This window comes from Actinocrinis sp., assembly GCF_035653575.1.
GTDB lineage: Bacteria > Actinomycetota > Actinomycetes > Streptomycetales > Catenulisporaceae > Actinocrinis.
This window is the reverse complement of sequence record NZ_DASRBQ010000025.1, coordinates 1-15,637: the sequence shown is the minus strand read 5'-3', so window position 1 is coordinate 15,637 and position 15,637 is coordinate 1. Positions and strand designations below refer to the sequence as shown.

Below are 15,637 nucleotides of genomic sequence, written 5' to 3'. Positions count from 1 at the left end.
GAATCGGGGCGCGTGGAGCGTCCCGTTCACTTGGAGGAGGCCGTTCATGACCGCGCGTACGCCTGAGGCGGAGCCGCTGCTGACCCCGGCTGAGGTCGCGACGATGTTCCGGGTGGACCCGAAGACGGTGACCCGCTGGGCGAAGGCCGGCAAGCTCACCTCGATCCGCACGCTCGGCGGGCACCGCCGTTACCGTGAGGCCGAGGTTCGGGCGCTGCTGGCCGGCATCCCGGCGCAGCGCACCGAGGGCTGAAAGCCGCTACGGGAGCACCGGCTACACACGGGAAAGACAAAGCCGGTCCGCGCGGGAGACACCGCGCGGGCCGGCTTCGCGCTGCCACGACGCCGGTGCTGGGGGAAGCGGAGGGCGGCGATCGTCAGGAACCCAGCGCCTTGCGCACGCGCTTCTCCGAGACCGGGTAAGCCGTCCCCAACTGCTGTGCGAACAGGCTTACCCGCAACTCCTCAAGCATCCAGCGCGCCTGCAGCAGTTGTGCGTCGGGACGGCGTCCGCGCGGTACCCGGGCCAGCGCCGCCTCGTACTCCTCCTCGAGTTGCTGCATCTTCGCCAGATTGGCCTGATCGCGGTACGGATCGTCGGCCATCTTGTCCAGCCGATAGCTAAGGGCGCGCAGGTAGCGCGGTAACTGAGCCAGCTGCTCGTAACCGGTCTCCGAGATGAACCCGGGCCGTACCAGGCGGGCCAGCTGACCGCGCGCATCGTTGAGCGACGGAAGCAACGACAGGCTCGCCGCGCCGCGCAACCGCCGGTCCAACTCGTGAGACGCGGCCAGGATCTGCGCCGCGAGCTTGACCACACTCTCCGCGGTCTCGGCCAGTTCCGCGCGCACCTTGTCGCGCAGCTGTGCGAAGCCCTCGGCGTCCCAGGCCGGTCCGCCGTGTCGATCGATCAGATAATCGGCCGCGCACGCCACGCAATCCTCGAACAGCTTCGGCACCGGCCCGTACGGGTTCGTGCCCAGCGCCAGCTTCTCCCGGTTGTCCAGCACCGCGAGCATCGAGCGGGTCGGCGAGACCACGTTCAGCAGGAGCAGCCGGCGCGTGCCCAGCCGCATCGCCGCTTCCTGCTCCTCGGCGGTGTCCAGCAGCTTGATGCCGACCGAGCCGCCCTCGTCCACCAGCGCCGGATAGGCCTTCATCGCGACGCCGTGCCGCCGCTCCTCGAAGGTGCGCGAGAGAGTGCCGAAGTCCCAGGTCCGCAGGCCGGTGCGCTCCAGGTCGTCGGCTGCGGCCGAGATCGACTCGCGCACCTTCGCCTTCAGCCGCAGCTTGAGCGCCTCCAGGTCCTTGTCCTCGGCCAGCTTCTTCCCGCGCTCGTCGACGACCCGGAAAGTCATCTTCAGGTGCTCCGGCACCCGATCCAGGTCCCAGTCCGAGCGCTCGAGACCCGGCGCGCCCATCCGGCGCATCTCCCGTTCGAGGCCGTCCAGCAGCGAGCCCTCGCGCGCCGGCAGCCGCTCGAGCAGCGCCTTGGCGTAGTTGGGCGCCGGCACGAAGCTGCGCCGGATCGGCTTGGGCAGCGAGCGGATCAGCTCGGTGACCAGTTCCTCGCGCAGGCCCGGGATCTGCCAGTCGAAGCCGGCCGGCTCCACCTGGTTCAGCACCGCCAACGGGATATGCACCGTGACACCGTCCGCATCGGCCCCCGGCTCGAACTGGTAGGTCAGCTTGAACCGCAGCCGGCCCTGCCGCCAGACGTCCGGATAATCCTCCTCGAGCACCGCCCCGGCGCTCTCGTTGACCAGCATCGCCCGGTCGAAGTCCAGCAGCTCGGGCTTCTCCCGCTTGGTCTGCTTCCACCAGCGGTCGAAGTGCGCGGCCGAGACCACGTCCTTGCCCACCCGCTGGTCGTAGAAGGCGAAGATGATGTCGTCGTGCACGGCGATGTCACGCCGCCGGGCCCGGTTCTCCAGCTCCTCGACCTCTTCGAGCAGCTTGCGGTTGCGCGCGAAGAACTCGTGGTGCGTGCGCCACTCGCCCTGCACGAGCGCGTGCCGGATGAACAGCTCGCGGCTCAGCTCGGGGTCGATGCGACCGTAGTTGACCCGGCGCTGGGCGACGATCGGCAGCCCGTAGAGGGTGACTTTTTCGTAGGCGAGCACCGCGCCCTGATCGCGCGACCAGTGCGGCTCGCTGTAGCTGCGTTTGACCAGGTGGGCGGCCAGGTCCTCGGCCCACTCGGGCTCGATGCGCGCGGCGATGCGCGCCCACAGCCGCGAGGTCTCGACGAGCTCCGCCGCCATCAGCCAACGCGGCGACTTCTTGAACAGCGACGAGCCGGGAAAGACAGCGAACCGTGCGTTACGCGCCCCGACGTACTCTCGCTTCTCGGGCTCGAACGTCCCAATGTGCGATAACAACCCGCTCAGTACGGCCTTATGCACCAACTCCGCGTCGGCTGCCGCTGAATTGGCCGTCGCCCCGAGATCCTTGGCCACCTGTCGCAGCTGCGAATGCAGGTCCTGCCATTCGCGTACGCGCAGGTAGTGCAGGAACTCGTTCTTGCAGAGCTTGCGGAACTGGTTGGAGGAAAGCTCGCGCTGCTTCTCGCGCAGGTAGTCCCACAGCCGCAGGTAGGTCAGGAAGTCGGACTGCTGTTCCTTGTCCACGAAGCGGGCGTGTGACTGCGTCGCAGCCTGCTGCTTGTCGGCTGGCCGCTCCCTCGGGTCCTGGATGGACAACGCGGCCGCAATCACCAGCACCTCGTTGACGCAGCCCGTGCGCGTTGCCTCGATGACCATACGCGCCAGTCGCGGGTCCACGGGCAGCCGGGCCAGTTTGCGTCCGACGTCGGTGAGCTTCGGCTGCGCTCCGGGCTCGGGCGCCTCGATCGCGCCGAGCTCGTGTAGCAGGTCCATCCCGTCGCGCACGTTGCGGCGGTCCGGCGCCTCCACGAACGGGAATGCCGCGATGTCCCCCAGCCCGATCGAGGTCATCTGCAAGATCACCGACGCCAAGTTCGTCCGCAGAATCTCAGGCTCGGTGAACTGCGGGCGCGACGCGAAGTCCGTCTCCGAGTAGAGCCGGATGCAGATGCCATCTGAAGTACGTCCGCACCGCCCCGCGCGCTGGTTCGCAGAAGCCTGCGAGACCGGCTCGATCGGGAGTCGCTGCACCTTGAGCCGGTGGCTGTAGCGCGAGATCCGCGCGGTCCCGGGATCGATCACGTACTTGATCCCCGGTACCGTCAGCGACGTCTCCGCCACGTTCGTCGCCAGCACGATCCGCCGGCCTGCGTGCGGCTGGAAGACCCGGTGCTGCTCCGCGGTCGAGAGGCGCGCGTACAGCGGCAGCACCTCGGTGTTGCGCAGGTTCATCCGCCCCAGCGCGTCGGCGGTGTCCCGGATCTCCCGCTCTCCGCTGAGGAAGACCAGCACGTCGCCCGGCGCCTCGCGCTCGAGCTCCTCGACTGCGTCGCAGATCGCCTGGATCTGGTCCCGGTCCGTGTCGCCGTCCGGATCCTCGAGGTCAACGATCGGCCGGTAGCGCACCTTGACGGGGTATGTCCGCCCCGACACTTCGACGATCGGTGCTTTTACGGCCTGTCCTTGCTCCTGCCCCTGCTTCACGCTCGCAAAGTGCTCCGCGAACCGCTCCGGATCGATCGTCGCCGAGGTGATGATCACCTTGAGGTCGGGCCGCCGAGGCAGCAGCTGCTTCAGATACCCGAGGATGAAGTCAATGTTCAGGCTTCGCTCGTGCGCCTCGTCGATGATGAGCGTGTCGTACTGCAGCAGGTCGCGGTCGTGTTGCAGCTCGGCCAGCAGGATGCCGTCCGTCATCAGCTTGATGTTGGTCTGGTCGCTGCTGTGGTCGGTGAACCGGACCTTGTAGCCGACCGCCGTGCCCAATGTCGTCTTGAGCTCCTCGGCGATCCGCTCGGCGACGGTGCGTGCCGCCAGCCGCCGCGGCTGGGTGTGCCCGATGACGCCGCGTACGCCGCGTCCCAGCTCAAGGCAGATCTTCGGCAGCTGGGTGGTCTTTCCGGAGCCGGTCTCCCCCGCGATGATCACCACCTGGTGGTCCCGGATCGCGGCCAGGATCTCGTCCTTCTTCTGGCTGACCGGCAACTGCTCCGGATAGCTGACCGCCGGCACGTTCGCCCGCCGCGCCTCGACCCGAGCCGCGGCCGCGTCGATCTGCTCCGTGATCTGCGCCCGAATCCCGGCTATCGCCTCGGGCCGCCGCGCCTTGCGTGCCCCGTCCAGGCGGCGGCGCAGCCGTACCTCATCCCGCAGCGAGACCTCGCCGAGCCGCGCGCGCAGGTCGTCGAGTGCGCTCGAAGCGTTTTGGCGTGTACTCGAAGCAGCACCGTCTGCGCCTACATCTGCGACGGAGGAGGGGAGGGAACGCGCGCTTGCCATAACCCGTCAAGCATAGGTGCCCAAAACGGAAACGACCTTGGATTAACGGCCGGGCCGCAATCCAAGGTCGTCGTGCGGGCGTGTGCCCTGGTCCCGTCTGCCTTACGGCATGTTGCTGCCGTTGCAGGCGTTGTACTCGCCCGCGTCCGGACCGTCGAAGAAGCCGGTCAGCACGTCGCCCGGGCCGGTCCAGTACCACGGCGCGATGCACGAGTCGTCCAGCACGCCGGCGATCTCGCCCGGCTTGTGCTCGTGCACGGACTGGGCGTTGCACGCGGTGTAGTAGGTGTCGTGGGTCAGGACGTTGAGGGGGCCGTCCCAGTGCCACGGGGCCACGCACGCGCCCTCGCCAACGGTGATCAGCGGACCGTCGTCGTCGGCCATCGCCGGGGCAGAGGCCATCAGCGGGGTGGCGAGCGCGACCCCGGTGATCGTCGCGAACGCGAACAGCTTGCGCATGGGGGTTCCTCCAGAATGAACGGTGTGAACGGGCCCGGTCCCCGCGATTCGGAAGACGCGACCGGATCCGCACTGAGCAACCGCCGAGGCGTCGCCACGTCACGCAATGCAACCCATGTGTACTAACAAGTCTGACTAGCACTAAAGAGTCTGAGACAGACACCAGCACAGTGCGAGCAGCGGAAACCGTGCCGGCCCGGTCCCGACTCTTCTCACCCGCCTGGGGCAATGCCCACCACGGAGCCAGCACGCACAGAGCACTGATCCGAGGCCGTGCCCCGCACCTCGAATATGGGTACGAAAACAAGGGGGCGCCGCAGGGTTCGGCTGCCGCACCGTGAAGAGGAGCGGAATGGATCGTGGAAAGCTCAGAAGGTCGAAGGCGTGGACGCTCGGCATCGGCGTGATCCTCTCCACGGTGCTCGGCGCCTTCTTCTATTTCAGGACCGACCTGAACACGGCGATCGCCACGTTCGCCGGCCTCAGTGGAACCACGATTACTCTTCAGGTGGAATCGCTGCTGCGCGAGCGCGAGGAACAAGAGCACGTGACCCGTCAGCAGCGGATGTTCGAGAAAATGGAGGCGATCGCCTGGATGCCGGGGCTGCTGGACCACGCGATCGGCGCATATACCTACGTGGAAGAGGTCTACGGCGAGACGATGGCGGTCGATCTCGCTCGAAAGGCCTTCGAGGATTGCCGAATACGCCTGGAAGAGCTCCAGCGCGGACACTATGTCACCCCGGATGCGGACGAGTCGCCGAATTCCCCCGTCCACGCTCTCACCGAGCAGTTGCGGGAGAGTCTTTTGGCCACGAGTTCCGGCGACGACATCGCTTGGTGGCTCTCTCCCAGCCTCAGCCGCAACTATTGGCGGCTCAACGTCGAGGCGCTGAAGCGGGGCGTGACCATCAAGCGCATCTTCATCTACCGGGACTGGACCGGCCCGCTCGACGTCGTCGCCATGGCGCAGCACCAGGCGGGTGTGCAGGTACTCCGAGTCCCGGAACACCAGTTGCCGCCGATTCTGCGCCTCAACATGGTCATCTGGGATGAGCGCTGCGGCCTCGAGCCGCGACATAACGCGGCCGGAGAGTGGATCGCCAGCAGTTTCACGTTCGCCGCCCGGGACCTGGCCCTGCTCATCGACAGGTTCCGTCTGATCGAGTCGTTCGCGGAACGCTGGCCGGTCTCCTGAGACCACGCCAGGCCAGGTCAGCCAGGCCAGCCGCGTTACTGCAGGAAATCCTCGGCGAGCCCGAACATCTGCGGATTGTTGATCACCAGCGACCTGATGTCGCAGCCCCGGTTCGTGTCGTTGACGGTGAACGGGTGAATGGTGTCGTCGGTGTCCGGGCAGACGAAAAACATGAACGACTTGCGTTCCGTGTATCCGAAGTTGCGGGCCTGGTGGTAGAAAGGCTGGATTTCGCCCCCGGTCATGCAGGTGAGGACGCTGCCCGGCATGATCAGTGCCTCATCCGGAGCGAGTTTGAAGGCCTTGACCTCGCCGTCGACGAAGCCTTCGAGGCCCTCCGTGCTCGCCCAGATGATGGTGAACAGGACGCCGTCCTCATGCTTATGCACGAGCAACTGCTCTTCGGTGTGCATCCCGAATGAGTTGATCTGCACGACCGACGCCTGCTCAAAAGGCAACGCGTGTGAGTAGTTGTAATGCGCGCGCAGGCCCCCGAGCACGGCATGCGTGATCTCCGCGACGGACCGCCGATAGGCTTCTAGCGCGTCGAGGAATGGTGCGATTTGATCGTGTGACGGAATCGCTTCTCGCCGATGCGGCCAGTACAAGAACGATTCGCTCAGATCCGGCCGATCCGGTGATCCCGAATGCGAGCTCATGAGCGGCCGATAGCCGTTGCTGAGATTCGACACGAGATGTCGGGATTTCACCGGCACGTCTTGATGGAAGAATTCCGTCGACAGCGCGTACAACTCGCTCACGCTTCGGCGTCCGGCGGCGTCCAGGCGGCAGACTGCGAATCCCTCGTCGAGGAGCTTGCGAGCAAGATCGCCGGCTTGATTCGCGATCGGACGCGATGAGGTCATGGGCGGGAATTCTAGCGTGACTAACCGTCAGATCGTGTCGCCCACGGTTCCCGAGCGTTTCAGAGGTACAACGGAAGAATGAACTGCCAGCTCACCGGTGGTGTTCCCGCCCCGCCCTACTCACCAAAGTAGCCCAAGCGTTTGACGCTTGGGCTACTCGTGTCGTTCGGATTGTGGCCAGGGGCGGGGTCGAACCGCCGACCTACCGCTTTTCAGGCGGTCGCTCGTACCAACTGAGCTACCTGGCCCCGGATGCCGACGGGCGCCACGGAGATGATCCGCAACGCCCGGCTGCTCCGAGCGGTCCTGACGGGATTCGAACCCGCGACCTTCACCTTGACAGGGTGACGAGCACTCCTAGCTGCTCCACAGGACCTTGCTTGTTCGGCCCGGCGATCCTAGCACGCCGCTCGCGGCTGCCATGACCGTCCGTCCCAACCGTTTCCGGTCGTAGCCCCAACGGGATTCGAACCCGCGCCGCCGCCTTGAAAGGGCGGTGTCCTAGGCCGCTAGACGATGGGGCCGAGCCCTCTTACGAGGCCCGGTTTCCCCCGGACGTCTGTCCGTTGGGGACCTGTAGAGCATACGGGACAGGTGCCAGCCTCGGCAAAACGATTGCACGACCCCCATCGGGCCCGCTCACCCGGGCGAGTCGCCCAAACGAGTCCCCCAAGCGACTCGCGATCGGCCAGCATGCAGCACGCACCCACCACACCCACCGCACTCACGACGCCGACGACACTCACCGCGCCCAAGCTTGGCCCCCGCTTGCCTGTGCTGCTCGCCAACCGCAGCTGCCGCCGCCCAGCCGCCGCGGCCGCGACGCCGCCCCGCCAAGGCCGCCACGCCGCACCACCCGCGCTACGCCGCCCGACGCCACATCTGCGACGTTGCCGCGCCGTCCGCAACTCGTTACCCAACGGCCCTGGGAGTTGGCTACGCTTGGCGCCAAGGGGCGCTAGCTCAATGGCAGAGTAGCGGACTTTTAATCCGTAGGTTGTGGGTTCGAGTCCCACGCGCCCCACTGTCTGGCCTGCTCTTTCGCGCCGCTGGGCGAGTCAATGCCCGCCGATGGGCCTCCGCTGGGTCCCGTGATCATGCATGATTCGGACGGCTTCGCCGTCCATCCGGCGTTGTCTGTGGCCTTCCGTGGCGCCGGCCCGAATCCGGCGCACCGCATTTCGGCCCGTGTCGACGTTCGTACTCGCTTGTTGGTGGAGTGGCGTGTCAGGCGGCGTTAACCGCCTTCCCGGCAGTCCCGGGATCGGATCGGGGGCGCGGCGGTGGGCTGGGTGTCGATGTGGTTGTTGATCGTCGGCCTGTTGGTGGGTGTCACGGTCGGCGATTTCGTGCCCGCTGGTGATTGTGGTGGCCTGATTCGTGCGCGGGCCGGTGTGGCGCTGATGTAGGTGACGGCGGTCAGGACGATGGAGGAGTGGCTGGTTGTTGGGATGATCCGCCCCTGCTTGCGTGGAACCGTCCAAGCAAGAGGGGCGGACACTTCCGGACGACGCTTCTTGCCGCCGCTTGCGCCCGGCGGCGGTCACTTCGCCTTCAGTGCTGGTCATGGTCTGGTCGGGTTGGTGCACACCAGATCGCCGTGGCTGATGTCGTTGGTCCAGGTGGCGCCGCTGTTGGCCTTGCCGGCGAAGGGGTTGCTCTCGCTGGCGGCCTACGGGCTCCAGGAGCCGCTGAGGCTGGTGCCCGTGTACGAGCGGAAGTAGCGGTATCCGCTGGAGCCGATCGCCTCGACAATCTTCGCGATGGCCGCGACCACCGCTCTGGCAGGCGTGCCGACCGCCGCGCGGCTTCGTACGCCTTCAGACGGCCTGTGGGAAGCGGAAGAGCCTCTCAGGGTCGTAGCTGCGTTTGATCGCCCGAAGACGCTCAGCGTTTTCGCCGTGGTAGGCATTCGCCCAGTCATCGAGAGCGGAGTCGGGGAAGTTCGGGTAGACGCGGCCGGAACCGAAGGCATGCGCGAGAGCCCAGGATCGGTCCAGCCATTGGTCGCCGTCGTGGGCGACATGCTCCAGCAGGAACCTCTCGCCGCGGTGGACGAACGCGGTCGCGTCGGGCGCCGCGCGGTTGTAGGCGCCTCCCATGGCGGTGAAGTTGAGCTCGCGCCGACCCGGAGTGCCGGACATAAGTTCGTCGATCAGTGCGGCGATCGCTGAAGTCGGCATCGGGCGGGAGAAGAACTCCGAACGACTGGTTGCCAGCACTGCACCGGGCGGCTCGTGGTCGGCGAACGATCGCTTCAGGTCGCGCCAGGCCAAGACGTCGCGCCGTATCTCGGGCTCGGCGCCCACCCGATCAGCCAGGCTCTCAAGCAACGCGAGGGCGAGGTCGGGTTGGCCCAGCGCGGCCCCGAAGACGACGACGTGTAGCGGGCGGCCCGGCTCGGCGATGAGGCTCAGGTTGGCTGCCACCTCGTCCGGGGCCTCGGGTGCCCAGCTCTGCCATGCGGCGGCGACGCCGGCGGCCGCTGCCTCGGACCAGCGCGCCTCGAACCGCGTGGCTAAGGGTTCGGCGACCGTGGCGAACAGCAGGGAAGTGACCACGCCGAACTGTCCGCCCCCGGCACCGCGCAGCGCCCAGAACAACTCCGGTTCCCGATCCCGGTCGCAGTCAACGATCCGGCCGTCGGCCAGCACTACTTGGGCGCCGCGCAGCGCATCGCAGGTCAGGCCATGGAGCCGCCCCATCAGGCCCAGCCCGCCGCCGAGCGTGAGGCCGGCGATCCCGACCGTGGGGCCACAGCCGGCCGGCACTGTGCGGCGGGATCGCTCCTGGTCAGGCCGCCGGGTTGAATGGTCACGGAGTCAAGATGGCTCAGGTCGAGGACGAGACCCGTTGTCGACGACCGACCCGCGAAGCAATGGCCGCCGCCGCGTGGCACGACGTGTGTGCCGGTGCGCCGCGCTAAGGCGAGCGTGCGCGTCACGTCCTGCGCGGAGGCACATCTGACGACGGCGATCGGGCGCACGTCACGAAATCGGGCCAGTGCCGGGCGGCTGGCGGATTCGTATCCGACCGAGTCCGGCGTGATCAGCTCTCCGTCGAGGGCCGCCTGCAAGGAAGACAATTCGCGCACGCGTCGGACGCTAGAGCCAGGCGGGCGTATCGGCTTGAACGAAAAGTGCGTCCTTAGCCGTGAGCCGTCAGCCGTCGGGCGTCGCCGTCCCCGCGTCAGCCCATCAGCGCGGCTCGCGGACGTGCGGATAGGAACGGTCCGTATGACGCCGCGTGGTCGTGCCCGCAGCCGCAGCGGTCGACCGCGCCACCGAGCAACTCTCGCGGGGTCAGGCCGGTCAGCCGCAGGCATTCCCGGCTCAGATGTGCATGGTCCGCATAACCCACCTCCGCCGCCAGGTCGGACACCCGGATGCCGTGCGTCGCCGCTTGGGCGAGCGCGAGGTAGCCCTGGAAGCGCAGCGTGCGTTGCAGCGTCTTCGGCCCGATACCGACCTCGGCCAGGAATCGGCGGCGCAGTTGGCTCTCAGAGATCGACAGGTCATCTGTCAGCCGCCTGATTCCGGTGGGCTGCCACGGCATCAGCCGCCGTACCGCCTCGGCCACGAGCGCGTCCGGCGGCGGCGTGCGTGTCTGGCGGCGCACGAGGTCGAACTGCAGGACTTGCAGCGCCGCGTCCGGCCCGGGTGCTTCGGCCAGCCGGGCCGCCAGGTCCGGCACTTCGCTTCCCACCTCGTCGAACGGCACGAGTTGGTCGAGCAGTTCGTCAGCGGGCACGCCGAGCAGCGGCGACGCTGCCCCCGGCCAGAACCGGGCGCCCACGATCGTCAGGTCCGGCGGCAGGTGCTCGACCTTCGCACGGGTGAGCGGGCCGAGGATCCGTGGTGTGCGACCGAGCGGGCACTGCAACTCGACGCCGCCGGTAGGCAGATGGCGCTGGACGACCGGCTGCGAGCCAGTGCGCTGGATCCAGACCGTGCGGACCCGCGCTGCCAGGGCAGGCAGCGGTGAGCGCTCCCCGTACTCCTGCGCGCGGTCCACATGGTCAGGCTAGCGAGACCGTCCCCTGCGGGCGCGCACGATTTGTTCAAGCCGCCGCGCACGTGCCGCCTTAACGTGAAGCGATCAAGCGGTTGCGTGCGAATCCGGAAGGGCATGTCACGATGGACAAGGTCTTCACCGCACTGGCGGTCTCCGTCGACGGCTTCATCACCGGCCGCGATCCCGGTCCCGAACGCGGACTCGGCGACGGCGGGATCCTGTTCGACTGGTATGGCAGCGGCGACGTGCCGAGCCGGACGTTCGGCGGCTTCAAGCTGTCCGAGCTGAGCCGCTCGATCTTCGACGACATCGCGGAGCGCATCGGCGCCGTCGTCGCGGGCCGCAACACCTACGACGATTCCGACGGATTCGGCGGATCCGGCAGTCCGCATCCGACGGCCCCGCTCATCGTGGTCAGCCACCGGCCACCGCCGCCCGAGTCGACTGACCAGCAGACCTTCGTCACCTCCATCGAAACCGGCGTCGAGCATGCCCGCGCCGTCGCCGGCGACCGGGACATCGCGCTCATGGGCGGCGGCGTCACCACGGGCGCGTTGCGCGCCGGACTGGTCGACGAGGTGATCCTCCACCAGGTTCCCGTGCTTCTCGGCGCTGGGCGCCGCCTCTTCCAGGAACTGCCCGAGCACATCCGGCTCAGCCTTGTCGAAGCCGTGCCCGCGCCCGGCGTCACCCACCTGCACTACCGAATCGAGAAGTGAGAAAGCGGACTGTTCGGCGCCACCGCCGCGCACGCCAGCCAGGGCGGCTGCACCACCGCCTGGTCCGAGGGCTTCAACATCGGCAGCTGCATCAGCGACCGGAATACCGGAACCGCCGGCTTCCCGGACGCGTACGTGAACTACGTGCCGAGCCCCTCGACCTGCGACATCCACATTCAGGTCTGGGACGACAACAACCATCAATACTCGGACAAGCAGGTCGCCTGCACCGCAGGTCACTAAAGGGGCAACAGCGCCGCGCCGTCCTCCGCGGCCACCGTGCACGGCTATGCGCGGCTGGACCTGAACGGCGCGCACTTCGCCGCGGGCAACAGTCCGTCGATCCGGCTGCGGCAGGGCGTTTCCGGCCAGGGCGGCTGCAATACGGTCACAACGCAGGGCTTTTCCATCGGCGTCTGCGTCAACGACCAGCACACCGGAACCACGGCCTACCCTGACATCTACGTCAACTCCACGCCATTCCCGACCACGTGCAGCCTCGAAGTGCAGAGCTGGGACGACCACAACCACCAGCTGAGCGGCGGCAGTCAGATGCCGTGCTCCACCGGGCACATCACCGGGAACCCGACGGGTGACCTCACCGCCACGACGAACGTGCACGCCTACGTGCGCATCAACCTCAACGGCGGCGCGTACCCCGGCCCCGACAGCCCGTCCATCTCGCTGACCGGCGGCGCCGTCTATCACTACGTAAATCTGGGCGACTCCCTGTCGTCCGGCGAGGGTACCCAGAACTACACCAACGAGACCAACTCGGTGGGGAACCAGTGCCACCGGTCCGACAGCTCATATTCGGGACAGTACACTCATATATCAAACTACTACCACATGGTTGACAACGTCGCCTGCTCGGGTGCGGTCATTGGGGAGTTTTACAACGCCGACACCCCGGTGAACTCGATGAACGTTCCCGACGCCGGCGAGCTCGCCCAAGACCTCGCGCTCGGCAGCGGCACGACCCTGGTCACGGTCAGCCTGGGCATCAACAACGTCGACTTCGCCGACCTGATCACCGGCTGCTATGGCACCGGCCCGACCAACACGACCTCCGCCATCGACGCGTGCTTCATCGACAAGCTCACCAACAAGGACTACAACGGCGGCACCGAGAATTTCAGCCAGCTGATCGACGATCAGGCGGGCTCGTTGACGAGCCTTTACACAGACATCCAGGCGGACGCCCCTAACGCCAGGGTCGTCGCCGTGACCTACCCGCAGATCTATCCCGCGACCGGCAATGCAGGCACGAACACGAACGCCTGCAAGGACTGGCCTCGGCCCGAGCAGATCATCACCAGCCAGAAACAGCTCGACCTGCTGCGCGCGGCGCTCAACCACCTGGACGACGTCATCGTCACGGCGGCGAACAACGCCGGCATCGACCACCTCGACGAGCGCGACGCGTTCAAGGGCCACGAGCTGTGCACCGCCGATCCGTGGGAGAACACCATCGTCGGCCTCGGTGCCAACGACTCGTTCCACCCGAACACCGCGGGTTATGCGAAGTACGCGAGCGATCTGAAGGCCCACCTGGGCTCATAAGGGGCCTTAGGAACCTTCAGTCCATCCGTCCGAGCCGCCCCTTCACCCGCACCAGCCAGCTTCTATCAGGCCCCCAGCCAATTCCCCGGCAGGTGCGGTCTGCTCCTGCAGCGTGGTGATCCGGGTGAAGGGGCGCTCGGCCGGGGGGTGCGCTATGCGGCGCTTGGCCAGCTCACAGCACGACTGCGGGGCTTACGGAGGAGCCGGAGCTCGGACTCGGTTTCCCCGAGCTAGCCGTCGAATTCCTCCGGGGTTGTTGTTCGCGTCCTTGTCTGGCTCCGCGCATTGTGGCGCGTCGATTTGCGTCGATCGGGGCCGGCAGGGTCTTGGCCAGCACCCCCTCGTGCACGACGTGCATCAGGTGTCCGTCCAGGTGCACGGCGACGTGCTTTCCGTTCAGTTCGTGGCCGAGGTTCACCGGCAGGTTGCCGAGACTAGCGACGCCGCTGGCGTCGGCGGTGCGCCTGCTCTCGACCACTGCGCCTGGCTCCAGGAGCCCGAGGCGCTACGGCAGGGGCGGCTGTTGGACGGCCGGCCGGTACTGCTCCGCGTAGTGATAGTGCCCGCACATCCCGCCACCGGATCAGGAGAGCACCTTGCCGATCTTCTCGCCGCTGCTCGGCATCGTGATCGTCGCCGTGGTCGTCGGCTTAGTGATCGCCTTCAGCCGACGGGACCACCGCTGGATCCGATAGCGATGCGCGCCACTTCGGTCGGGCGTGCGGCTGCCATGGCGGTCATGGCGCAGCTCGGTCGGATTGCCGGTGCGGTGGCACATCCCGCGCGGTCAGTGTGATGCCGCCGGTTCTGCTGGTTTGACGGTCGCTGGGCGGCTGTCTGTGTCTTCGCCTACGGTCGAGGGCGTGATAACCACGCTGGCTGTGGAGAACTACCGCTCCCTGCGCAACCTGTGCATCCCGATCGGCCGGCTGACCGTGGTTGCTGGCGCCAACGGTAGCGGTAAGTCGAGTCTGTACCGGGCCGTACGGTTGTTGGCCGACGTCTCGCGCAATGGAGCGGTGGCGGCGCTGGCGCGCGAGGGCGGTCTGCGCTCCACGCTGTGGGCCGGACCGGAGCAGGGCACCAAGCCGGACCGCAAGACTCAGGGCACGGTGCGCACCGCCCCGATCGGGCTGCGGCTTGGTTTCGGCGGTGACGAGTTCGGCTACGCAGTCGACCTGGGATTGCCCATTCCGAGCGGGGACCCGGAGGTAGCCAAGTTCAACCTGGACCCGGCGATCAAGACCGAAGCAGTCTGGAGCGGTCCGGTCCTTCGCCCGGCCAGTTCGCTCGTCGAACGGCACAACAACGCCGTCAAGATCCGCGCGGCCGACGGGAAGTGGTCCCCGAAGCCTTATCCGATCGCGCCGTTCGACAGCATGCTCAGTGAGTTCGCCGACCCCGAAGCCGCCCCGGAACTGTTCCGCATCCGGGACCGGATCCGCTCCTGGCGTTTCTACGACCACTTCCGCACCGACGCTGACGCCCCGGCCCGGGCTCCGCAGATCGGCACGCGCACGCCGGTGCTGGCGCACGACGGCGCCGATCTGGCCGCGGCGCTGCAGACCATTGTCGCGACCGGCCGGCGGGCGCAACTGGAAGAGGCGCTCGACGGCGCGTTCCCGGGCAGCCGCCTGCAGATCGAGGTCGAGGCGGACGGCCGGTTCTCGCTCCGGTTGTGGCAGCGCGGCCTGCTACGGCCGCTCGGCGCTGCGGAATTGTCCGACGGCACGCTTCGCTACCTGCTGCTCGTCGCCGCACTGCTCTCCCCGCGGCCGGCGGACCTGCTGGTCTTCAACGAGCCGGAGACCAGCCTGCACCCGGATCTGCTTGAGCCGCTGGGCGCACTCATCGCGACGGTGTCGGAACGCAGCCAGATCATTGTGGTCTCCCACTCCGGCAGCCTGATCGAGGCCATCGGGCGCGCGGCGTCGAAGCTGCGCGGGGACGTGGGGATGGTCGAGTTGCAAAAGGTGAACGGGGAGACGGTGCTGCCCGGGCAGGGCCTGCTCGACTCGCCGCTCTGGTTCTGGCCGAAACGCTAAGGCTCCGTTGAGCACGTCGTCAGCCACTGGGCGAAAGCCGCTTCCCGGGAGCACGGCACGCCTCGGAATGCTGAGATATCGCGCTAGGTCGCTGACAGGACGCTGATGTAGGTGTCGGCGGTCAGGACGGAGGAGTGGCCGAGCTGATCGGAAACGACTTTGAGGTCCGGCCCCGCCTGCAGAGCGAGGCTGACGCTGGCCGCGGTGTGCCGGATCATGGAGACGGATCGTGCTCACGTTCTGACGGTGAGGTCCGGACGCGGCCCGGCGCTTGCATCGTTCGATGGAATCTCGGTTCATCCCTTCGCGCCCGGGCTTCAACCGCGTCGGCGATGTGCGCCGTACCGCGCGCCGCGCAAGATCGAGATCGAGATCGAGTGCGGCGAGA

Annotated in this window: 12 protein-coding genes, 4 tRNA genes and 1 pseudogene; 6 read left to right on the top strand and 11 right to left on the bottom strand. The window is 67.4% G+C overall.

What is annotated here, in order from left to right; translation table 11 throughout:
- Positions 1 to 46 precede the first annotated feature (46 nt).
- A complete protein-coding gene (bldC, locus tag VFA06_RS04160; protein ID WP_324839035.1) occupies positions 47 to 253 on the top strand; it encodes a developmental transcriptional regulator BldC in 207 nt (68 codons plus the stop codon).
- Between the two features lie 124 nt (positions 254 to 377).
- On the opposite strand, the gene hrpA is transcribed toward bldC, so the two are convergent.
- Both hrpA and VFA06_RS04150 read right to left on the bottom strand, forming a co-directional pair.
- Entirely contained in the window at positions 378 to 4,385 is a 4,008-nt protein-coding gene (hrpA, locus tag VFA06_RS04155) for an ATP-dependent RNA helicase HrpA (protein WP_324839034.1), read from the bottom strand.
- Positions 4,386 to 4,487: 102 nt separating this feature from the next.
- The gene (locus tag VFA06_RS04150) at positions 4,488 to 4,844 is read right to left on the bottom strand and encodes a hypothetical protein (RefSeq protein WP_324839033.1); all 357 of its coding nucleotides are present in this window, start codon (positions 4,842 to 4,844) and stop codon (positions 4,488 to 4,490) included.
- A 352-nt stretch (positions 4,845 to 5,196) separates the two neighbouring features.
- On the opposite strand from VFA06_RS04150, the gene VFA06_RS04145 reads away from it, so the two are divergent.
- Positions 5,197 to 6,042: a hypothetical protein gene (locus VFA06_RS04145; protein WP_324839032.1), complete on the top strand. Its 846-nt coding sequence runs from the start codon at positions 5,197 to 5,199 to the stop codon at positions 6,040 to 6,042.
- A 35-nt stretch (positions 6,043 to 6,077) separates the two neighbouring features.
- On the opposite strand, the gene VFA06_RS04140 is transcribed toward VFA06_RS04145, so the two are convergent.
- The 4 genes from VFA06_RS04140 to VFA06_RS04125 all read right to left on the bottom strand — a co-directional run bounded on the left by VFA06_RS04140 (position 6,078) and on the right by VFA06_RS04125 (position 7,432).
- Positions 6,078 to 6,908, bottom strand: coding sequence for a 2OG-Fe(II) oxygenase family protein (locus tag VFA06_RS04140; RefSeq protein ID WP_324839031.1), 831 nt, complete (start codon positions 6,906 to 6,908; stop codon positions 6,078 to 6,080).
- 174 nt (positions 6,909 to 7,082) lie between these two features.
- Positions 7,083 to 7,156, bottom strand: a tRNA-Phe gene (locus VFA06_RS04135).
- Positions 7,157 to 7,209: 53 nt separating this feature from the next.
- Positions 7,210 to 7,284, bottom strand: a tRNA-Asp gene (locus VFA06_RS04130).
- A 75-nt stretch (positions 7,285 to 7,359) separates the two neighbouring features.
- Positions 7,360 to 7,432 (bottom strand) — tRNA-Glu (locus VFA06_RS04125).
- 428 nt (positions 7,433 to 7,860) lie between these two features.
- Between VFA06_RS04125 and VFA06_RS04120 the strand changes: the two genes are divergently transcribed.
- Positions 7,861 to 7,932, top strand: a tRNA-Lys gene (locus VFA06_RS04120).
- Positions 7,933 to 8,484: 552 nt separating this feature from the next.
- On the opposite strand, the pseudogene VFA06_RS25825 reads toward VFA06_RS04120, so the two are convergent.
- The 4 genes and pseudogenes from VFA06_RS25825 to VFA06_RS04105 form a co-directional block, all read right to left on the bottom strand.
- A pseudogene (locus VFA06_RS25825) lies at positions 8,485 to 8,664 on the bottom strand (non-reducing end alpha-L-arabinofuranosidase family hydrolase); the annotation flags it as partial.
- Between the two features lie 64 nt (positions 8,665 to 8,728).
- A complete protein-coding gene (locus VFA06_RS04110; RefSeq protein ID WP_349260045.1) occupies positions 8,729 to 9,562 on the bottom strand; it encodes a BBE domain-containing protein in 834 nt (277 codons plus the stop codon).
- Between the two features lie 50 nt (positions 9,563 to 9,612).
- The gene (locus VFA06_RS25820; protein WP_349260044.1) at positions 9,613 to 9,852 is read right to left on the bottom strand and encodes an FAD-binding protein; all 240 of its coding nucleotides are present in this window, start codon (positions 9,850 to 9,852) and stop codon (positions 9,613 to 9,615) included.
- 245 nt (positions 9,853 to 10,097) lie between these two features.
- A complete protein-coding gene (locus VFA06_RS04105) occupies positions 10,098 to 10,922 on the bottom strand; it encodes a helix-turn-helix transcriptional regulator (RefSeq protein WP_324839029.1) in 825 nt (274 codons plus the stop codon).
- Positions 10,923 to 11,044: 122 nt separating this feature from the next.
- Between VFA06_RS04105 and VFA06_RS04100 the strand changes: the two genes are divergently transcribed.
- From VFA06_RS04100 to VFA06_RS04090, 3 genes are all read left to right on the top strand, one after another.
- Complete coding sequence (locus tag VFA06_RS04100) at positions 11,045 to 11,641, top strand: dihydrofolate reductase family protein (protein WP_324839028.1); 597 nt, start codon at positions 11,045 to 11,047, stop codon at positions 11,639 to 11,641.
- A gap of 279 nt (positions 11,642 to 11,920) precedes the next feature.
- The gene (locus tag VFA06_RS04095; RefSeq protein ID WP_324839027.1) at positions 11,921 to 13,204 is read left to right on the top strand and encodes an SGNH/GDSL hydrolase family protein; all 1,284 of its coding nucleotides are present in this window, start codon (positions 11,921 to 11,923) and stop codon (positions 13,202 to 13,204) included.
- An 863-nt stretch (positions 13,205 to 14,067) separates the two neighbouring features.
- Entirely contained in the window at positions 14,068 to 15,249 is a 1,182-nt protein-coding gene (locus VFA06_RS04090) for an AAA family ATPase (RefSeq protein WP_324839026.1), read from the top strand.
- A gap of 83 nt (positions 15,250 to 15,332) precedes the next feature.
- Here the strand turns inward: VFA06_RS04090 and VFA06_RS04085 are convergent, their stop codons facing one another.
- Complete coding sequence (locus VFA06_RS04085) at positions 15,333 to 15,467, bottom strand: hypothetical protein (RefSeq protein WP_324839025.1); 135 nt, start codon at positions 15,465 to 15,467, stop codon at positions 15,333 to 15,335.
- Between the last annotated feature and the right edge of the window lie 170 nt (positions 15,468 to 15,637).

What these genes read in the sequence shown, in the direction of transcription:
- bldC (WP_324839035.1), top strand. Translation starts at nt 47, where the DNA reads ATGACCGCGCGTACGCCTGAGGCGGAGCCGCTGCTGACCCCGGCTGAG.
- hrpA (WP_324839034.1), bottom strand. Translation starts at nt 4,385, where the DNA reads ATGGCAAGCGCGCGTTCCCTCCCCTCCTCCGTCGCAGATGTAGGCGCA.
- VFA06_RS04150 (WP_324839033.1), bottom strand. Translation starts at nt 4,844, where the DNA reads ATGCGCAAGCTGTTCGCGTTCGCGACGATCACCGGGGTCGCGCTCGCC.
- VFA06_RS04145 (WP_324839032.1), top strand. Translation starts at nt 5,197, where the DNA reads ATGGATCGTGGAAAGCTCAGAAGGTCGAAGGCGTGGACGCTCGGCATC.
- VFA06_RS04140 (WP_324839031.1), bottom strand. Translation starts at nt 6,908, where the DNA reads ATGACCTCATCGCGTCCGATCGCGAATCAAGCCGGCGATCTTGCTCGC.
- VFA06_RS04100 (WP_324839028.1), top strand. Translation starts at nt 11,045, where the DNA reads ATGGACAAGGTCTTCACCGCACTGGCGGTCTCCGTCGACGGCTTCATC.
- VFA06_RS04085 (WP_324839025.1), bottom strand. Translation starts at nt 15,467, where the DNA reads ATGATCCGGCACACCGCGGCCAGCGTCAGCCTCGCTCTGCAGGCGGGG.